14 protein-coding genes, 1 other RNA gene and 2 pseudogenes are annotated in these 18707 nt (G+C 62.6%); 7 read left to right on the plus strand and 10 right to left on the minus strand.

Annotated elements, in window-relative coordinates:
• Positions 1-78: 78 nt before the first annotated feature.
• From uca to ACCQ03_RS21660, 3 genes and pseudogenes are all read right to left on the minus strand, one after another.
• Positions 79-3726, minus strand: a complete 3648-nt coding sequence (gene uca / locus ACCQ03_RS21650; protein ID WP_209227920.1) for an urea carboxylase — start codon at positions 3724-3726, stop codon at positions 79-81.
• 83 nt (positions 3727-3809) lie between these two features.
• Entirely contained in the window at positions 3810-5609 is a 1800-nt protein-coding gene (atzF, locus tag ACCQ03_RS21655; RefSeq protein WP_209227922.1) for an allophanate hydrolase, read from the minus strand.
• Positions 5610-6004: 395 nt separating this feature from the next.
• Positions 6005-7043, minus strand: a pseudogene (locus ACCQ03_RS21660) (IS3 family transposase); the annotation flags it as partial.
• 545 nt (positions 7044-7588) lie between these two features.
• On the opposite strand from ACCQ03_RS21660, the gene ACCQ03_RS21665 reads away from it, so the two are divergent.
• Positions 7589-8971 (plus strand): hypothetical protein, encoded by a 1383-nt coding sequence (locus ACCQ03_RS21665; RefSeq protein WP_244664244.1) that lies wholly within the window; start codon positions 7589-7591, stop codon positions 8969-8971.
• A complete protein-coding gene (locus ACCQ03_RS21670; protein ID WP_057678182.1) occupies positions 8968-9663 on the plus strand; it encodes a hypothetical protein in 696 nt (231 codons plus the stop codon). Before ACCQ03_RS21665 ends, ACCQ03_RS21670 begins: the two co-directional genes overlap by 4 nt.
• Positions 9664-9749: 86 nt before the next feature.
• Here the strand turns inward: ACCQ03_RS21670 and ACCQ03_RS21675 are convergent.
• The 5 genes and pseudogenes from ACCQ03_RS21675 to ACCQ03_RS21695 all read right to left on the minus strand — a co-directional run.
• Positions 9750-9983 (minus strand): annotated as a pseudogene (locus ACCQ03_RS21675) (integrase core domain-containing protein); the annotation flags it as partial.
• A 162-nt stretch (positions 9984-10145) separates the two neighbouring features.
• The gene (locus ACCQ03_RS21680) at positions 10146-11117 is read right to left on the minus strand and encodes an IS5 family transposase (RefSeq protein WP_150147813.1); all 972 of its coding nucleotides are present in this window, start codon (positions 11115-11117) and stop codon (positions 10146-10148) included.
• Between the two features lie 192 nt (positions 11118-11309).
• The gene (locus ACCQ03_RS21685) at positions 11310-11786 is read right to left on the minus strand and encodes a nuclear transport factor 2 family protein (protein ID WP_039574558.1); all 477 of its coding nucleotides are present in this window, start codon (positions 11784-11786) and stop codon (positions 11310-11312) included.
• 63 nt (positions 11787-11849) lie between these two features.
• Positions 11850-12419 (minus strand): TetR/AcrR family transcriptional regulator, encoded by a 570-nt coding sequence (locus ACCQ03_RS21690; protein ID WP_057678191.1) that lies wholly within the window; start codon positions 12417-12419, stop codon positions 11850-11852.
• A gap of 116 nt (positions 12420-12535) precedes the next feature.
• A complete protein-coding gene (locus ACCQ03_RS21695; protein WP_017158948.1) occupies positions 12536-13108 on the minus strand; it encodes a TetR/AcrR family transcriptional regulator in 573 nt (190 codons plus the stop codon).
• An 84-nt stretch (positions 13109-13192) separates the two neighbouring features.
• On the opposite strand from ACCQ03_RS21695, the gene ACCQ03_RS21700 reads away from it, so the two are divergent.
• Positions 13193-13936 (plus strand): SDR family oxidoreductase, encoded by a 744-nt coding sequence (locus ACCQ03_RS21700; protein ID WP_209227192.1) that lies wholly within the window; start codon positions 13193-13195, stop codon positions 13934-13936.
• A 364-nt stretch (positions 13937-14300) separates the two neighbouring features.
• On the opposite strand, the gene ACCQ03_RS21705 is transcribed toward ACCQ03_RS21700, so the two are convergent.
• Positions 14301-14816 (minus strand): hypothetical protein, encoded by a 516-nt coding sequence (locus ACCQ03_RS21705; RefSeq protein ID WP_057678192.1) that lies wholly within the window; start codon positions 14814-14816, stop codon positions 14301-14303.
• A gap of 429 nt (positions 14817-15245) precedes the next feature.
• A complete protein-coding gene (locus tag ACCQ03_RS21710) occupies positions 15246-15596 on the minus strand; it encodes a hypothetical protein (RefSeq protein ID WP_237377042.1) in 351 nt (116 codons plus the stop codon).
• 214 nt (positions 15597-15810) lie between these two features.
• Here ACCQ03_RS21710 and ACCQ03_RS21715 point away from each other — a divergent pair, with 214 nt between their 5' ends.
• The 4 genes from ACCQ03_RS21715 (at position 15811) to ACCQ03_RS21730 (ending at position 18648) form a co-directional block, all read left to right on the plus strand.
• Positions 15811-16143: a hypothetical protein gene (locus ACCQ03_RS21715; RefSeq protein ID WP_003482333.1), complete on the plus strand. Its 333-nt coding sequence runs from the start codon at positions 15811-15813 to the stop codon at positions 16141-16143.
• A 61-nt stretch (positions 16144-16204) separates the two neighbouring features.
• Positions 16205-16281, plus strand: a non-coding RNA gene (locus ACCQ03_RS21720) — sX9 sRNA.
• Between the two features lie 194 nt (positions 16282-16475).
• Positions 16476-18401 (plus strand): M61 family metallopeptidase, encoded by a 1926-nt coding sequence (locus tag ACCQ03_RS21725; protein WP_057678185.1) that lies wholly within the window; start codon positions 16476-16478, stop codon positions 18399-18401.
• 67 nt (positions 18402-18468) lie between these two features.
• Positions 18469-18648, plus strand: a complete 180-nt coding sequence (locus tag ACCQ03_RS21730; protein WP_057678186.1) for a hypothetical protein — start codon at positions 18469-18471, stop codon at positions 18646-18648.
• Positions 18649-18707 lie beyond the last annotated feature (59 nt).

Genomic DNA, 18707 nt, shown 5'->3' on the forward strand with positions numbered 1-18707 from the left:
GAAGCTCTCCACTAGGGAGCACTGGCGCTCCCGTGCTGTTGCCGACGTCGCAGGCATACCGACCGCGGCGACGCCACGTCACGCGTGAGGCGCAGTCGCAGCCACAGGGTGCGGTCGAATCACCACCAACGCGTCTCCCGCGGCGACAGGCTTGCCCGCCTTGCAATGCAAGGCCGCGACCGTTCCTGCCTGACGTGCGGCGACCTGGAACTCCATCTTCATGGCTTCCAGGATCACCAGCGGTTCGCCGATCTGGACTTGCTGTCCGACGTCGACAAGAACCTTCCACACATTGCCCCACATGTCCGCCACCACCGCGCTTCCGTGGACAGCCTGCATGACGGCCTCCTCGGCATCCTCCACCGCGTCCACCTTGGGGTCGTTCTGCCACAGCGCCACTTCGGCGGCGTAGGCGGCCTGCTGCCGCTCCCGGAATGCGTCGATACTGCTTGCGTCTTGCGCTAGCAGCCGCTCGTGCTCGGCCAGATCAAACACAGCATCTTCGACTTTGATGTGCGTGCGGCCGGCACGGAAGTCGGCCCGGAACCGATCCAGTTCGACTTCGGTCACTGCATAGAAGCGCACCCGGTCGAAGAAGCGCAGCAGCCAGGGTTCCGCACCGAACTGGCGGTTTCTCAGGAACGTGTTCCAGATCGGCACCGTACGGCCCACAAGCTGGTAGCCGCCGGGCGAGTCCATGCCATAGATGCACATGTACACGCCGCCAATGCCCACCGTGCCTTCAGCCGTGAAGGTGCGTGCCGGGTTGTACTTGGACGTGAGCAGCCGATGGCGCGGGTCCAGCGGCACGGCACAGGGCGCGCCCAGGTACACGTCGCCCAGCCCCAGCACCATGTAGCTGGCTTCAAACACCGTGGTGCGAACATCCTCGCGGCTTTCCAGGCCGTTGATGCGCTGGATGAAGTCCACGTTGTTGGGCAGCCAGGGGGCGTCGCCCTTCACCGTTTCGATGTAGCGCGTGACCGCGCCCAGCGTGGCCGAATCCTCGAAGGCCATGGGGAGATGCACGATGCGGCTCGGGACCTGAAGACCCTCCACGCTGGGCAATTGCGTTTCCAAGGCGATCAGGCGTTCGACCAGTACCGACTGCGCGATGACGCGGCTGTCGTAGTGGATTTGCACAGAGCGCACGCCGGGCGAAAGCTCATGCACGCCGTCCAGCTTCGCGGCCTTGAGCGCTTCCATGAGTAGATGGACGCGCAGCCGCAGCCGAAGGTCGAGTACGTTGGGGCCGTATTCGAGCAGGATGTACTTGTCGCCAGCCTGCCGGTAGGCCACGGCCGGGCGTTCGCCTTCGGCAGACAGCTCGGCCAGCACGCATTCGGAAACCGTCGCCGGTGCCGCGGGAAGATCCAGCGCGGGCAGGTCCGGCAGCGGGCGCAGCAGGCGGATGGCCTCGTCCTGCGCCTTCTCCAGCGCCAGGGCTTCATCGAAGCCCATGCGCCTGAAACGGATGGTGTCGCCCGGCTTGACCTGGCCCACCTTCCAGAGCTCGGCCTTGACGATGGTTGCCGGGCACACGAAGCCGCCCAGGCTGGGGCCATCGCAGGTCAGGATCACCGGCGTATCGCCGGTGAAGTTGATGCTGCCGATGGCATACACGCAGTCGTGCACATTCGATGGATGCAGCCCGGCCTCGCCGCCGTCGCTGCGCGTCCACTTGGGCGTGGGGCCCACCAGCCGCACACCCAGGCGGTTGGAGTTGTAGTGCACCTGGTAGTCGGTGGTGAAAAAACTGGCGATGCTGTCTTCGCTGAAGAAATCCGGTGCGCCGTGGGGGCCGTACAACACGCCGATGTCCCAGTGCTTGCCATAGCTGGGCACCAGTTCGTGCGGTGCCATGGCCGGCACGCAGGCCGGCGCTGGCGTGGCGCAGACCGCCAGCTCGGGCCGGCTGATGGGCAGCACATCGCCCACGCGCAGCGTGCGCCCGGCATGGCCGCCGAACTGCCCGAGCACGAAGGTGGACCTGCTGCCCAGGTACTCGGGCACATCGATGCCACGCCGGATCGCGATGTAGCTGCGGCAACCGCTGCTGGCCTTGGCGATGCGCAGCACCTGGCCGGCGCGCACTGCGATCGGCGTCCACCAGGGCAGCGGTTCACCGTCGTCCAGGGTCGCCGGTGCCGGCGCGCCGGTGAGCGCGATCACCGCATCGCCATGGAACTTGAGTGTCGGCCCTTGCAGCGTGCATTCCAGGCCGGCAGCGCTCTCGTGGTTGCCGACGATGCTGTTGGCAAGGCGAAAGGCATAGTCGTCCATCGGTCCGGAGGGCGGCACGCCGATGTCCCAATAGCCGGTACGCCCAGGGTAATCCTGCACCGTCGTGTAGGTCCCCGATTCCAGCACCTCGACCACGGGCGAGACATAGTCGTAGCGGTCCAGCAACGAGGTGGACACCGTCCCGGCCGAAAATTCCCTGCTTTGCACGATGCTGCGCAGGTAGTCCAGGTTGGTGGCGCTGCCGTCAAGGCGCGTCGACTCCAGCGCCATCAGCAATTTCTGGCGGGCTTGCTCACGGTCTGAGCCGTGGGCGATGACCTTGGCGATCAGTGGGTCGTAATGGGCAGACACCTCGGTACCGGTCTGCACCCATGTGTCCACGCGCACGCCTTCGGGGAACTGAACATCGGTCAGTACGCCGGGCGCAGGCTGAAAGCCGCGCACCGGGTTCTCGGCATAGACGCGCACTTCGATGGCAGCGCCCCGCGGTGTGGGCAGATCGTCGAAGGATGGCGGCTCGCCAGCGGCAATGCGCAGCATCCATTCGACCAGGTCCAGCCCGGTGACCGCCTCGGTGATGGGATGCTCGACCTGCAGGCGCGTGTTGACCTCAAGAAAATAGAAGGCATCGCGCGCAGCGTCATAAATGAATTCCACCGTGCCGGCCGAGACATAGTTCACCGCTTCGCCCAGCTTCACGGCGGCGTCCAGCAAGGCGGCGCGGGTCGCGTGCGGCAGGTGCGGCGCAGGTGTTTCCTCAACCACCTTCTGGTGCCGCCGCTGCAGCGAGCAGTCGCGCTCGCCCAGCGCCACAACGCGGCCCTTGCCGTCGCCGAAGATCTGCACTTCGACATGGCGCGCATCGGCAACGAAGCGTTCGATGAACACGCCGCTGTCCTTGAAGAAGTTCTGGCCAAGGCGCTGCACCGAATCGTAGGCCGTGGCCAGTTCGGCGGCGTTATCGCAGCGCGACAGACCGATGCCACCGCCGCCGGCCGTGCTCTTGAGCATGACGGGATACCCGATGCGCTGTGCGGCGACTTTCGCATCGTCCAGACGTTGCAACAGGCCGGTGCCAGGTGTCAGCGGCACGCCGGCGGCCTCGGCGATCGCGCGCGCGGTGTGCTTGAGGCCAAAGCGGCGCACTTGCTCGGGTGTGGGGCCGACGAAGACGACGCCGGCCTGCGCACATTGCTCGGCGAACGCGGTGTTTTCGGACAGAAACCCATAGCCGGGGATGACGGCCCCGGCACCGGTCGTCCGGGCAATCTCCAGGATGCGATCGCCACGCAAGTAGGTCTCGGCGGCGCTGCTGCCACCGCCGCTGTTCAGCGCCACCGCTTCGTCGGCAACGCTCACGTGCAGGCTGTCATGGTCGGCGTCGGAATACACCGCGACCGATGTCACCCCCATCTTCTTGAGCGTGCGCGCGATGCGCACCGCGATCTCCCCACGATTGGCGATGAGGACCTTCTTGAACATATGGCGTGCTCCGGTCGATGCAGCGGCTTGGCTTCGGACCGGAGCCCACTGCGAATGGGTAGGTGAAGTTCGTGCGCGATGGTCTAGTCCTTCCGGGCGACGTAGGCACGCCAACCGCCCAGCACAGTGATGTCCTCCGCTCCCCGCGTGGCCCAGGACTCGCAGACGAACCCCTGGACCGTGCGGCCATCGATCAGATCCAGGCTGCCGATACCCAAGGGCGATGGGATCAAGGCGACGAAGGAGCCATAGCGCTCGACCGGCATGGCCCATAGTTCGACCGCGATGGGCGCGCCTTCGCCCGCGCGCAGCAGCCCCGGCTTGGGCGGCACGGTGCCGGGCAAGGCATAGAGGCGATACGCCGCCGAGGTGTGCGTGCTCTCCAGCAGCGTGGCGCCGCGCTCGGTGAGCTGCCCGTTCAAAGGCATGCCCGATAGGTGCGCGCCGACGACCGCGACGACGACTTGGCCATCGAGGCTTGGGGCGGCTGGCGCATCGACCGGTGGCAGATCCTGCTGCGAAGCACCGCGCTTCCAAGGCGCGGCCGCCTGCCAGCGCCGGCCGAACGCGACCAGCCGCGCCTCGTGCCAAGCCGGTGCGATCAGCGTGATGCCGGCCGGCAACCCATCGGCGCGCATGCCGGCCGGCAGCGCAATGGCGCTAAAGTCGAGCAGGTTCACGAAGTTCGTGTAGACGCCCATGCGCGCGTTCATCGTCACCGGGTCGGCCAGCAACTGCTCGATGGTGTAGATGCTGGGCGCGGTGGGCACTAGCAGGCCATCCAGGCCTTGCATGAGAGCGTCGGCCTTGCGTGCCAGCGCCATGCGGCGGTACTCGGCCTTGTAGGCGTCCACCGCGCTGTAATTCGTCGCCTTTTGGACGATGTCGCGCACCACCGGGTGCACGACCTCTGGCTTGGCGTTCATCAGCTCCTCGATGGCGGCGTAGCGTTCGCCGACCCAGGGGCCTTCGTAGAGCAGCGCAGCGACCTCGAACAACGGCGCGAAGTCGATCGGCTCCAGTTCCACGCCGATGGTTTGCAACTGTCGCAGCGCATCGGTGTAGACGCGCTCGGCCTGGATGTCGCCAAACCAGTCGGGCGAGGCGGGAATGCCCAGCACGGGCCTGGCGGGCCAGCTGGCGGGACGGACCGGTGCCTGACGCGAATACGCATCGGAGGCATCGAAGCCGCCCATCACGCGCAGCGCTGCATCGGCGTCATCTACGCTCAGCGCCAGCACCGTGATGCAATCCAGCGTACGGCAGGCAGGCACCAGTCCGCTGGTGCTGACCATTCCGCGCGTAGGCTTCAGGCCTACCAGGTTGTTGTGGCCGGCCGGCACGCGGCCGGAGCCGGCGGTATCGGTGCCCAGCGCAAACGGCACCAGGCCACGGGCCACCACGGAGGCCGAGCCCGAACTGGATCCACCACTGATGTACTCGGCCTTGAAGGCATTGGGCACCGGGCCATAGGGCGAGCGCGTGCCCACCAGGCCGGTGGCGAACTGGTCGAGGTTGGTCTTGCCGATGACCACCGCGCCAGCGGCTTCAAGCCGATCGATCACGGTGGCGTTGTGCGTCGGCTGGTAAGCGAATTCCGGGCAGGCACAGGTCGTGGGCAACCCCGCGACATCGATGTTGTCCTTCGCGGCGAAGGGCACGCCGTAGAGGGGCAGCTTGGACAGGTCGCCGCCAACGCGCATCAGTTGTTGGGCAAGTCCGGCAAGCCGCGACTGCAGACCGTCCAGGGAGAGCAGGGAAATCCAGGCGACATCACCTTGCGGCAGGCCGGCGATGAGGGAAGACAGCAGTTGGGCAGGAGCGGCGCCCTGCGCATACGCCGATTGCCAATCGGCCAGGGTCCAAAAAGCGGTGGTGGTCATGGTCACTCGACAAGTTGGATGGTCGCGGGAAGCTCCTCGGCACGCGCAGCAACTGGTCGACTCAACAACTGAGACCCATCTGAGAATTCTTGAGGTGATCGCGCATTCCGACGCCCATAGATACGTCAGGTGGCGCAGGAACGGGATTTTTTGCGAGAAGCGACGACGTCCTTTGCGAAGGAATTATCCTGAGTGATCGAAAATGAGGTCAGGTCGACTTTCTGAGCGGACTTGACCCTCTGCCTTGCGGCCTCCTCCTCTTTGCGTGCCGATGCCACGCCCTGAGCAAGACCCCGAGCGGAACCACTGCCGAGGGCTTTTTTCTTGTTCGCCCGGAAACCCATACATACCCCGACGTCCCCCATCCTAAGTAGCAGTCGGGTTTGGAGTCTGTGGTTGATGATCTCGCTGTTGGCTAGGTGCTGGGCGTAGGAAGCCGGTGCCATGACGCCGATCGCTTTTTTGGGTCGATTCTCGTTGTACTAGCGTCGCCACCGTCCGATGTCAGTGGGCCATTGACCGATTCGACGTAGGCATTTTGGTTTGGCTTTCCGGGTTGTATCAGCCGTAACTGGACGCCATGATCGTGCGCCCAGGCAACCATGGCCTTGCCGCAGAATTCCCGCCGTGATGCCCCGAGGGAAGGCACGCTCGTTACGGATCGTCTTTGGCAGGCCGCGACTGTGCGCCAGTCGCTCCAGCACGCGTGCCACACCATGGCCGAAGATGGCGCGCTCCACCTCTAATGGCGACTGCTTCGTGCGTGGCATCGTCCACGATCACCAGGCACTTGGTTGCCCGGGCTTCGGCTGTGCGGTCGAACACGAAATCCATCGGCCATACCTGGTTGACCTGCACTGGCCGCAGAAGCGGTTGACGCTCACTGATCGACACTTTTCTGCGCCTGCCGCGCCGCACTTGCAGGTGCTGCTCGCATACAACCTCTCCACACGCTTGGAGTTCACGACACAACCTACCTGTCTCAATTTGAGATAGATCATCCCTGCGCCATCGCGGCGATGGCGATGTGCCAACGCAAGGATGCGCTCGCGCAACTCAATGTTGCGATCCTCGCGCGGACAATAGCGCAGCGCACTGGCGCTCATGCCGAACGCTGCTAGGGGCAACGTTCGCCGGCACCGCCTTGGATCCACTCGCGCGCCGGGTCGCTGACTATTTTGTTCGCAGCGCTTCTCTGATCAAGTCGTTCTCGAACAGCGGTTCGGCCAGCAACCTCTTCAGCCGTGCGTTCTCGGACTCCAGATGCGTGAGCCGCGAGGCATTGGGCACGCTCATGCCGCCGAACTTGCTGCGCCACAGGTAATACGAGGCATCACTGAAGCCGTGCCGCCGCCATCGATCCTTGATTGCTGCACCGGCCTCGGCTTCGCGCAAGGAGCTGATGGTCTGATCTTCGGAAAACCGCTTCTTCACGCCCAATCTCCTCGGAGTAGGAGAATTGGAATCCAAACCGATGTGCTACTCAAACTCGGGGGGGCGTCGAACACAAACGCTTGCTGGGGTTGATCGGTAACATTCCGTCAGCAGAAGCCGAAGACGCTTACTATCGACAACAGGCCGGTTACGCCAAAGTGGCGTGACTCAAACCAAACAGCCTTCCAACTTTTCGGGGCGGTTCATCCATTTAGGATACCCGCGCCAGCCTCAAGTTTATAACAGGCTCTAATTTCATAAGTTACCAGAGTAGGGTGTTGCCCTGATCGCAGCGATGGCGTATACAGCACCGATGGCGCCGCACGAGGCGGAACGCCATACACAGGAAGTGCCTCCAGGACGCAGCAAAGCGGCCTGTTCATAAGGACTGTATGACGCATGTAGCGCGCCCACAGACCCGCCCTCTAACTTTCGTCGCACACGGAAGGGCTGTCCCTGCATGTCATCTTTCTGCTCATTCAAAAGAGGCAAATACCGTCTCGCCGCTCAAGATCAAGATCAGGACTAATCAACCAAGGAAATGGATGAAAATGATGGCAACCAATCGTAGCCGTATCTCGCTTCTCGCTATGACAATAAGCGTAGCTGGGCCAGGTTTCGCACAACAGTGCGCATCAACGAGCGCACAACTGACATTCAGTGAGTTTCCGGTTGGAACTACCATTACCACGCAGTATCAAGGCAAAGGCTTCAATTTCCCTGCAAGTCCGGCAGCGCAAATTGTGTCGGATAGCTTCAATCCAAGCTCACCTGTATTATCCGGCACGCCCAAGTTCCAGGGCCCGATCGTTGCTGAACTGGTTGATCCCAGCAATCCTGCTACGAAGCTGACTGCAACCTCGCTAAGCTTCCAAGCCGGATACTTCGATCAAGTAGCCTCCACCGTGGTCGAATTTCGCGACATCAATGGTGCAGTTCTTAGCACAGCAAGCAACCAGTCCACCGGTATTGTGACCTTTACTGCACCCGCGGGCACGCACTCTTTCCAAATTGCGGACGCGGGCGGGGATCAAAATGGCTTTGCCATCGACAATCTACAATTCAGCGCTCAAAGCGGCGGCGCGTTGCGTATTTCAATTCCGACCAAAGATGCAGAGTTCGAGCTTAACCAGCAGAACCAGACACGGTCTGAGGACATTAGCTTCACTGCAGCAGGTAGCGCGGCAACCGGCACTGTGAACTGGACCGCCGAGCTGGAATACGACACATCCACACCTCGGTCAATGCCAGGCCTCACCAGCACTTTCACCACGAATGGCACTGCTACGCACAAGCTCTACTATCAGTCGCGGGGCGGACGCTTGAAGGTCGCAGCTTCGACCAGCGCAGCGCAAGCATGCCCGGTTGAGTATGTCTACATTTTGGGCAGTCAGATCCCGAATGACACCATCACCACGCGCCTGGTTTCGCTTTACACCGGCGGACCCACTCCGCGTCTTTACACAGGCATTGCAACCCAGGAAAGCAACTACCATCAGTTCACGCAAAGCACGAAGTATGGTCATGCAGGCCTATGGCCGACAGAGAGCTACGATGGCGGAAGCCATGTAGGGCTAATGCAAGTTGCAACCTCAGGCAGCACAATCACTGGCTCACAAGGCGTCTTTAACGGCTGGAGTTGGATCGAAAATACAGCCTCTGCAGACACGCTCTTTCGCGAGAAGATGCGCATAGCAGCGCGTCTTTACCTTCGCATGCGCACCGCAGCCCCGGGTATTCGCGAGCTAACGGGAGTAGAACTTGAGAGTATGGCCATCACGCTCTACGGCCCCGGTGCCGCGTCGGGCCTGGAGAATCAGTATTACCGAGCGGTTAACACTGGTGGCTCCTGGAATTGGGTGGTCAACACCCAGAACAACCCGACGGGTGTAAATTACACGAATGAAGTGAGGTCGAAAATCCAATGAAGATGAACGTCTTACTACTCACACTCGTTATAGCTTCTTCCGCTCCACTCGTCGCTTGGAGCGCCGATCTTGGCCAACCCTTGACTTGGCAATCATCCCAAGCCGCCAAGCTCAATCAGACGCCGGACCTTGCTAGGGTCGCTGAGAGGCTTATCGTCCAATACGACCTTGATGGCGACACCGTGCAACCCATAGTTGGCGAAGCCAAGTTCATTGACCTGGATGGTGACGGGACCTTAGAGCTTGTTGCACTGGTTGACTACTCCGGCCGTTTGTTCTTCAACAATATCGCCATCATTACGGCGAGAACAGATAGTCCGGTCGTTACGATCTATCGAAGCAACGGGACAAACATGCATGATCTGGATCAGCGGATCATTTCTAAGCCAGGCTCACCAAAAAAGCTCTTGGTCGTAGACCGCTTCATTGATCGGTACGAGGGCTCGTTACCCAGTCCAAAGGAGCAGCGATTGCTCGAACTCAATTCGAGTGGTTTGCAAGATGTAAGCAAACAGCATCGCGACTACTATTTGAAGCGCCTGGAAGTGCTTGAAAAACAGGCTGGAATGTTTGCAGGCGCCAGTGCCAAGAGCGCGAGCATTGCCAGTTCAACAAGTCCAACCGAGCGGGACGAAAATTTCGTGCTCAAGCAGGAATTGGAGCGCACCCGAATGCAGACACTGGGTGAGTGATTGGAAAGGGCCCTGGCATATCTGCTGGGGCTCTTAACTTCTACTGTAAGAAGCCCGAGTTAATCCAGACTGGCTTCAATCGGTGCTTACACTGGAGAACATAGCCAGCGACGCCCCCTCATCCTGAGTAGCAGTCGGGTTTGGAGTCGGTGGTTGATGATATCGCTGTTGGCCAGGTGCTGGGCATAGGCAGCCGGTGTCATGACGCCGATCGCTTTTTTGGGTCGATCCTTGTTGTACTCGCGTCGCCACCGTTCGATGGCGGTACGCGCATGTAGCAGCGTTGGGAATCTGTGTTCATTGAGGCATTCGTCGCGCAGTGGGCGGGGGAAACGGGGGGCAGGTCGACTTTCTAGGGAAGGTCTGAACAACGCGATCGGAGGATGTGGTAAGCCATATCGGTCGCGGTGACCGCGCTCAGATCCTCGGTTTTTCGCCGTTTTTGGCGCTTTTTCGGGGTATCGTCCCGATTACGGGCGCACCTACCCCGCGGCGGTAATGAACTCTTTGCGCTTCAGCCACAGATTCGACAGCGCAAACAGCATCAGCATCTGTGCGGTGTTCTTCGCCAAACCGCGATAGCGCACCTTGACGTAGCCAAACTGGCGCTTGATCACCCGAAACGGGTGTTCCACCTTTGCACGCAGGCTGGCTTTTGTGTGCTCCCAGCGCTTGGCCAACTTCAGTTCGCGCTTGTTCTTAATCTGCTTCAGCTTCGAGGGCTTCTCCGCGATCAGGTAGCGCAGTTTGCGCTTGCGCTTCATCTCCTCGCGTTTCTCAAGCCCGGTGTAGCCGCTGTCCGCGCACAGCGTGTCCTCCTTGCCGTGCAGCAGCTTGTGCGCTTGTGTGATATCGGCCACGTTGGCCGCCGTGCACTCCACGTGGTGCACCAGCCCGGAGTCATCGTCCACCCCGATGTGCGCCTTCATCCCGAAGTAGTACTGGTTGCCCTTCTTGGTTTGGTGCATCTCCGGATCGCGCTCGCCATCCTTGTTCTTGGTCGAGCTGGGCGCAGCGATGATCGTGGCGTCCACGATCGTCCCGCCGCGCAAGCTCTGCCCCTTGCGCGACAGGTGCGCGTTGACCCGATTGAACAGCTTGCGCGCCAAATCGTGCTGCTCCAACAGATGGCGGAAGTTGAGAATCGTCGTCTCGTCCGGCACCTCATCCAGCCCGCCGATCTTGGCGAAACGGCGCATCGACACCGTGTCGTACAGCGCTTCTTCCGCCGATGGATCGCTCAGTGCATACCACTGCTGCAAAAAGTGGATGCGCAGCATGGTCTCCAGCCGATACGGCTGTCGCCCCGGCTGCCCCGACTTCGGGTAGTGCGGCTCGATCAGCGCCAGCAGGTCCTTCCACGGCACGACCTGGTCCATCTCGGCCAAGAACACCTCACGCCGCGTCCGCTTGCGCTTGCCGTTGTACTCCGCGTCGCCGAAGGTCAGCTGCATCGAAATCGTCTACTCGGGTCGTTGATCGATTGTGGCAGATCACGATGGATTGTTCAGAGTTTCCCTAGGCGAACTTGACCCTCTGCCTTGCAGCCTCCTCCTCTTTGCGTGCCGATGCCACGGCCCTGAGCGAGACAAAAGCCCCGAGCGGAACCACTGCCGAGGGCTTTTTTCTTATTCGCTTGGGAATCGTCACATACCCAGGTCAGACAGCCCTGGATGATCATCCGGGCGACGGCCCAGCGGCCAGTGGAATTTGCGGTCGCTCTCCTTGATCGGCATGTCGTTGATGCACGAGAAGCGGCGTTCCATCAGGCCATCGGCGCCGAATTCCCAGTTCTCGTTGCCGTAGGAGCGGAACCAATTGCCTGAGTCATCGCGCCATTCGTAGGCGTAGCGCACGGCAATACGGTTTTCGGTAAAGGCCCACAGCTCCTTGATCAAGCGGTACTCGAGCTCCTTATTCCACTTGCGCGCAAGGAACTGCCGGGCTTGTTCCCGGCCGTTGGTGAACTCGGCACGGTTTCGCCATTGGGTGTCGAGCGAATAGGCAAGCGACACTTTATCGGCGTCGCGGGAATTCCAACCGTCTTCGGCAAGCCGTATCTTTTCGATCGCCGATTCGCGGGTGAACGGGGGAAGCGGCGGGCGAGCGTGAGCGTTGGACATGGCAAAGCCTCCAATCGAAGTGGATACATCGGTGTTTTGAGAGTGCGGCGGAGCGTCAGGCCGCTAGCCGGTGGCCTGTTTTAGCAACAACTGCGCGATATCCCTTGCGGTGTCTGCGGCGTCCTCGTCACCCATCACGCGCGAGACGGTGATTGCGCCTTCCATGAGAAGCAGCAGCTGGCGCGCCAGTGCGTCCGGCTGCGTGATACCCAGTTGCCCGGTCAGTTCCAGCGTGTAGTCGAGCAACTTTTGCTTGTGATGCCTGGCGATCTTGCGAACCGGATCGTCGGGGTCCCCGACCTCGCCTGCGGTGTTGATGAACGCACAGCCGCGGTAACCCTCCGACTGGAACCATTCCTTGAGCACCGTAAACATGCGCAGGATGCGCGCCTCGGGACGGTCGGCCTTGTCACATTGCTGCCTGAACCACGCGAGCCAACGGACGTCGCGCGCGTTCAATGCAGCGGCGGCCACCTCGTCCTTGTTATCGAAGTGGCGGTAGATGCTTTTCCGCGCCACGCCTGAGGTCTTCACCAGCAGGTCCATGCCGGTGGCATGGATGCCGTGCTGGTAGATCAGCGCCTCTGCCGTTGCCAGGATCTTCTGTTGGGTGTCGTTGGTTGGCTTGTCCACGGCGTCAAGGTAGAACGATCGTTCTCCCATGTCAACGCCTGCGCGTTGCGTGGGTTGCTCGCCATCACCCAAGACGACGATGAAGCACTCTAGGCGCCAGCGCGTTGGCGGCTGACTTACGCAGCCGCTCCCGCCCCTGGCGCTGCAATGCCGTCGACGAACAGCCCGATCAGGTGCGCGATGCGCGTCTTTGGGGAGCCAAGCTGTTCGGTGGCCAGCGAGGTCGCAATGGCGACGACGACGAGATCGTCGAAGGACACATCGCGGCGGACGACGCCGCGCTTCTGGGCGCTGCGCAACAGCTGCTGCCCTTGCTTGCTGACGGCCTCGCACCCTGGCGTGCCGCTCTGCAGCACTGCGCCCAGCGACGCAGCCAGCCCACGATAGACACTGGTATGCAGTGCCAGATCCTCGAGATACGCGCGCAGCGCAGCCAGCGCGTCGAGCGAACTGGCGCGCGCGTGACTGGCAGCAGCCAGCGACAAGAAACGCCCGCTATAGGCCGCGGCAAACAACGACTCGCGGGTGGGGAAGCGCCGATACAACGTGCCGATCCCGACGCCGGCGCGTTTTGCGACGTCTTCCATCGACGCTTCGGCACCGCGCTCCAGGAAGACCTGCTCAGCTGCGGCGAGCAGGCGTTCGCGGTTTCGCTGGGCATCGGCGCGCAAGGGCGTATCGGCGGTCAACGGGCTCTTCCGACGTGGCTTGTGGAAGTGGAGGCTACCTCCATATACTAAGTGGAGCAACCCTCCACTTATCAGGGAAGCACAATGGGCAAGCGATTCGGAGGCAAGGTGGTCGTGGTTACCGGCGGCACCGACGGTATCGGGCTGGTGACGGCGAAGGCGTTTTCGGCCGAGGGCGCGCAGGTCTACATCACCGGGCGGCGGCAGGACCGGCTGGACGCTGCGGTGGCGGAGATCGGCGGCGGCGCGGTGGGCGTGCAGGGCGATGTCGGCGTGCCCGAGGACATGGACCGGCTTTATGCGTGCATCCAGCAGGAGCACGGCCGGCTGGATGTCGTCTTCGCCAACGCGGGCGTTTCCGAGTCGGCCGCGCTGGGCGAGATCGACATCGCACACCTGGAGCGCCTGTTGGCGACCAACATCAAGGGCACGGTCTTCACCGTGCAGAATGCACTGCCGCTGATGGCCAGCGGTGGGGCTGTGATCCTGGCCGGCTCCGTGGCAGGCAGCAAGGGCATCGGCGCGCTCTCGGTCTACAGCGCCACCAAGGCGGCCATCCGCTCGTTCGCCCGCACCTGGACGAGCGACCTGAAACGCCGCGGCATCCGCGTGAACGTGATGTCGCCCGGCATGGTGCACACACCGGCCATGCAGACCTACCTGGACGCCAATGCAGGAGCCGAGGACGCGTTCAAGCAGATGATTCCGTTCGGGCGTTTGGGCGATGCCGAAGAGATCGCCGAGGCGGTGCTGTTCCTGGCCTCGGATGCGTCCAGCTTCATCGCGGAGCACGAGTTGTTTATCGATGGCGGGGTCATGGCGATTTAGGCCGCCTGCCAGAGCGCTGCATCAGCCAGAGCGACTGCGCGCTCGACCGCGCGCAGGTGACGGTTGTCGCCATGTTGGCGGGCAACGTCGCCGGGCTCACTTCTTCGGCGGCCTTGTCCAATGGTTGCCGCCGATCCGGGGGACTCCGGCACCGCGTCGCCACGCCATGTCGCCTTGCGCGCTGGCCGTGCGAAGCAACACCGAGAACCGATCGATCTGCTCCAGCGTGGCACCGAACCTGCAGCGCGATATTGGGTGACACCTGAGCGCGGTTTTTTTGCGGTTTCCTGCCTGTGCCATGTCGCGCGCTCCAGTCGCCTGACGAATGGTCGTCATCAGCGCTGGAGTGTCTTCCAACGATCGATCAGGACGCCGAACGCGCGACCGTGCAGTGCTGAACCACGCACATGATGGCGGTGATTGTGCCGCCTGCGCCCGCAGCCCCCGCGTCGCTCACAGTGCCAAGGCGTTGCATGTGCGCCACCATCGGGGCCAGGTTGTCGCCCCCGTTGTTGGTCCAGGTGCCAGAGAGTTCGCTGGCTTGGCTCGGAATCGATTGGCCCGCTGCTGTTCTTTCGCTACCGGGTTCGGATTTTCCGTTGGCCTGATTCACATCAACGATCACGCCGACATAGGAGCCGTCCTTGAAGACAACCCTGAAAAGCAGGTTTGCCCGATGCGGGTTGGCCAGCGACGCCGTGGTCCCGGAGCCTGTGACCTGTCGTATCAGCGAGCTGCTGCCCGTGGCAGATTCAACCATGGCCCTCAGATTTGCGTCGGTGACGTAATCGTATGCGCTTTTCTCGCGTGCATGAGAATTCAATCCCAGCATCTCGATCGGGATATTGTAGATAGGTCGAATGGTGCCCGCGCCGATCACGTGGAACGTGTGCGCATTCGCGACCTGTCGTGTCGCTCCCGTTGATGGCCTCTGCTGCGGCACGACGGGTGTCGGTGGAGTTTTCACCGCCGCCAGCACTGTGTCGCCGTCCGATCCAACGGACCACTGTTGAACCAGGTTATCTTTTACGTTGTAGACGATGTGGGTGCCAGGTCCCCTGCCCATCGCTTCAGCACGAAAATCGCTGTCTACTCGGCAAGTGTCGCACCGGATTGCAACGGCCTCGGCCCACGTCGAGACAACGGCACATCCTGTCGCCAGCACCGCTATCCATATGTGCTTCACGCTATCTCCGTACTTTTTGCGAAGGCAGTTCGACAGCGTATTTGAGCGGGTCTTCTGTCGCAACAGGTTCGCACGTGACGCGTTGTCGGGCTTGGCGGATAGACAAGCGCGACGGACCCTACATCAATGCCCATCTAGGTCATCAGCATGCATCGGTCGCATGCAGAAGTTGTTTGCAGTGACATGCGCTGGATGCACGGCCCAATTGATGAACTTCATCAACGCATCTTCCACGGCCTCCTCCATGGAACCCCCCGTCCCGGATAGCCAAAACGTGCTGCCATCTTCTTCGATCAAGCCAAGGCTACTTTCGACTTCTTTGTAGCCGGGCCAAACTTCTGCTGCGGGACATAATTCGAAGACACGGAATTCTGCAGGGAAGGCATCGCTCAAGGTAACTTCAAACCCTTTGCCGCAGCGGACGACGCGGACCAGATAGGGGTGCGAGATCTGGATATGGTCTACAAGCGACACGTTGGTACTCGTTGGTCGGAGAATCGCCAGGCGTCTGTTCCATCGCGTCGTCCCTTCAGACGCAGCACTACCAGAGCGATCAACCCAGCCAGAGGCGTTGTTATCTCGCTCAAAAGTACATCAGGGCGGTGCGCCATGCATCATGGCGGCTCCTTGACCTCCCATACATCCCCCACCCGCCATCCTCGCTGCAGCCTCAACTGGAGAATGCACGATGATGAAGTGGATGGGCACCGCGCTGGCCGCGGCACTGTTGATGAGCGGTTGCGCCAAGGTGGAAGGCGAGAAGTTCGTTGGGCACTGGGTCAACCTGCAGTCGCAGGACGAGACGATGGACATCGAGCGCAATGGCGAGACCTTCATGGTCCGCAGCACCACGCCCAAGTTCTTCAGCCGCCAGCCCAAGACCGAAAGCTACCCGGCGGTCTACAAGGACGGCGCGCTGCAGGTGACCAACGATGGCGAGACGGTGAACTTCGCCATCGACGAAAGCAACGGCCATCTCAACACCGGTGGAGAGCAGTACGAGCGCGTGCCGGCCAAATAAGGGCAGCGAACAAAACCACTGCGCAGCCGCCAGGCGGGCGCGGCCGGTGCTCGGAATCGGCATGTAGCACTCGTCCACTGCGGTTCTGAGCGCGCCGTCCGCACCCACCTGAGGACTGCTCGCCACGTGGTGTAAGCCGCTCCAAGGCCGCAGTTGTCACCGGCGCCCGCGTGCAGACCTTGACGGTCGCACGGGCGTTCGGGCTGTGGACACGTGTGTGTTCTTCGATGCGGGTGAACGCGCTAAAAGCGAGCTGGAGCAGCGCGCTGTTTTCGAGATGGCTGCAGGGTGTTGCAGGCGTATAGGATCACGGCCTTGTTCAAGGCCGTGCAATGCGCATCCATTCAAGCCACATCCCCCCTTTTTGCTTTGCGCGTGCGTCGGTCTTGGCGGTGGTGCTCGCACTGTTCGCAGGTCAAGGGTTCGCGCAATCCAGTCGCGGCCCGACCTACATTGCCCCGACACCGACGGTTGCGCCGCCGGTAGACCACGCCTTTGCCGGGGTGATGCGCGTGGACGTGGATGCCACCGACGTCGCGCGCCGCATCTTCACTGTGCACCAGCAGATACCGGTGGACGCGAGCGGTGCGGTGACGCTGCTGTATCCACGTTGGGAGGCTGCCAGCCATGGGCCGAGTCTGACGGTGACCGATCTTGCCGGCCTGGAGGTCAGCGCAGCGGGGCGCCGCCTGGCATGGCGGCGCGATGCCTACGAACCGCATGCCTTCCATGTAGAGGTGCCGGCTGGTGTGCAGCAACTCGACGTGCAGTTCCAGATGCTGGCCGGCGGCGAGTTGCTGACGCGCGACATCGTGTCCGTGCCCTGGCAGCGGTTGGTGCTGTATCCGGCCGGTTGGTATGCCCGCAACATTGCGGTGGCCGCCATGCTGACGCTGCCGGACGGGCTGCGACCGTTCAGTGCGTTGGACGTGGAGCGCGTGCGCGGCAAGCACTACGCCTTCAAGACGACATCGCTGGAAACGTTGCTGGACGCGCCGGTGCTTGCCGGCAGATTTGCCGCGCAGCTGCCGCTGACCGGGACGGTATCGCTGGATATCGTGGCGCAGCGGCCCGCCGACCTGCAGGTGCCGCCCGCACGCGTGGCCGAACTCCGTTCGCTGCTTGCGCAGCTAGGCGCGGTGTTCGGCCCGCCGCCGTTTGCGCGCTACGCCATCCTGGCGCGGCTGAGCGATGAGGGCGCTTCCGGCGGCACCGAGCATCGCGCCTCCAGCGAGAACGGTCTGGCGTCGTCGCATTTCCAGGACTGGCCGGGCCAACTCCTCGCGCGCGACCTGATTGCGCACGAAATCGTGCATGCCTGGAACGGCTTTTACCGGACGCCTGCCGATCTATGGGCACCGACGCCGAACGTGCCGGTCTCCGGAAGCCTGCTGTGGATGTACGAAGGACAGACCGAGTTCTGGGGACGGGTGCTGGCGACGCGTGCCGGCCAGTTCACGCCCGATGAGGTGCGCGACCGCCTGGCGCTGGAAGCGGCGGAGATCGCAACGCGGCCCGGGCGGGCATGGCGCTCTTTAGCCGACGACGTGCACTACCCGGCTTTCATGTTGCGCCAGCCGGTGGCGTGGCGCGACTGGCAGCGCCGGCGCGATTACTACGCCGAAGGCGTGATGCTGTGGCTGGCGGTGGATGCCGAACTGCGCGCGCGCAGCGGGGGCAAGCGCAGCATCGACGATTTCGCGCAGCGCTTCTTCGCCGGCGCCACCCCGGACGCGCCCACGCGCACCTATACGTTCGAGGACATCTGCGCCACCTTGCATACCGTGGCGCCAGCCAACTGGGCAGGCTTCCTGCGCGGATGGATCGATGCCCACGACGAACTGGACACCACACGCGGCCTGACCCAGCACGGTTGGTCGCTGGTCTACACCGACACGCCGACGGCGGCGTTCCGTGCCAGCGAAGACGAAGCGGGCGTTGCCGATCTCACCTACTCAATCGGATTGACGGCGCGCGCCGACGGCATGCTGCGCACGGTGGCCTGGAACGGCCCCGCCTTCGCCGCCGGGCTGCGGCCGGGCACGCGCGTGTCGACCGTCAATGGATCGCCGTTCTCGCAGGACGCGTTGCGCGATGCGGTGCGCGGCGCGGCACGCCGCCCCATCGTGTTGGGCATTGCGCAGGACGGGCAGCGCGCGGACGTGCAGATCCAGTACACCGGGCCGCTGCGCTACCCACGGCTGGAACGGCTGGCCGGGCGGCCCGATACCCTTGCCAGGCTGCTTGCGCCACGCTGAGGCGATGGGCGCCGGCGGCCGCCACCCGGTGTCACGTACTCCACTGCGCCAGACCCTCTGCCCTTCGATGGCGCACAAGCCTTACAGTGCGCTGGCACGCCGGGTCCGGCGCTGCCAGCGCGTTCAATCCAGCAACCACGAGGGTGTCATGAGCAAGGGGATGGACCAGAAGAAGAACCAGAAGAAAGAGCCGACCAAGACGCTGAAAGAAAAGCGCGCGGCCAAGCAGGAAAAGAAGGGCAAGTAAGCCGCCCGACCTGGTCGCAGGCGGACGAATTGGAGGGGATGCCCAACCTCGCGCTTCGC

Origin of the sequence: Xanthomonas sp. NCPPB 3569 (assembly GCF_041475645.2) — a bacterium.
Lineage (GTDB): Bacteria > Pseudomonadota > Gammaproteobacteria > Xanthomonadales > Xanthomonadaceae > Xanthomonas > Xanthomonas phaseoli.

Coding starts and splice junctions, on each gene's coding strand:
- uca (WP_209227920.1), bottom strand. CDS start 3,726: ATGTTCAAGAAGGTCCTCATCGCCAATCGTGGGGAGATCGCGGTGCGC.
- atzF (WP_209227922.1), bottom strand. CDS start 5,609: ATGACCACCACCGCTTTTTGGACCCTGGCCGATTGGCAATCGGCGTAT.
- ACCQ03_RS21665 (WP_244664244.1), top strand. CDS start 7,589: ATGAAAATGATGGCAACCAATCGTAGCCGTATCTCGCTTCTCGCTATG.
- ACCQ03_RS21670 (WP_057678182.1), top strand. CDS start 8,968: ATGAAGATGAACGTCTTACTACTCACACTCGTTATAGCTTCTTCCGCT.
- ACCQ03_RS21680 (WP_150147813.1), bottom strand. CDS start 11,117: ATGCAGCTGACCTTCGGCGACGCGGAGTACAACGGCAAGCGCAAGCGG.
- ACCQ03_RS21685 (WP_039574558.1), bottom strand. CDS start 11,786: ATGTCCAACGCTCACGCTCGCCCGCCGCTTCCCCCGTTCACCCGCGAA.
- ACCQ03_RS21700 (WP_209227192.1), top strand. CDS start 13,193: ATGGGCAAGCGATTCGGAGGCAAGGTGGTCGTGGTTACCGGCGGCACC.
- ACCQ03_RS21715 (WP_003482333.1), top strand. CDS start 15,811: ATGATGAAGTGGATGGGCACCGCGCTGGCCGCGGCACTGTTGATGAGC.
- ACCQ03_RS21725 (WP_057678185.1), top strand. CDS start 16,476: ATGCGCATCCATTCAAGCCACATCCCCCCTTTTTGCTTTGCGCGTGCG.
- ACCQ03_RS21730 (WP_057678186.1), top strand. CDS start 18,469: ATGGCGCACAAGCCTTACAGTGCGCTGGCACGCCGGGTCCGGCGCTGC.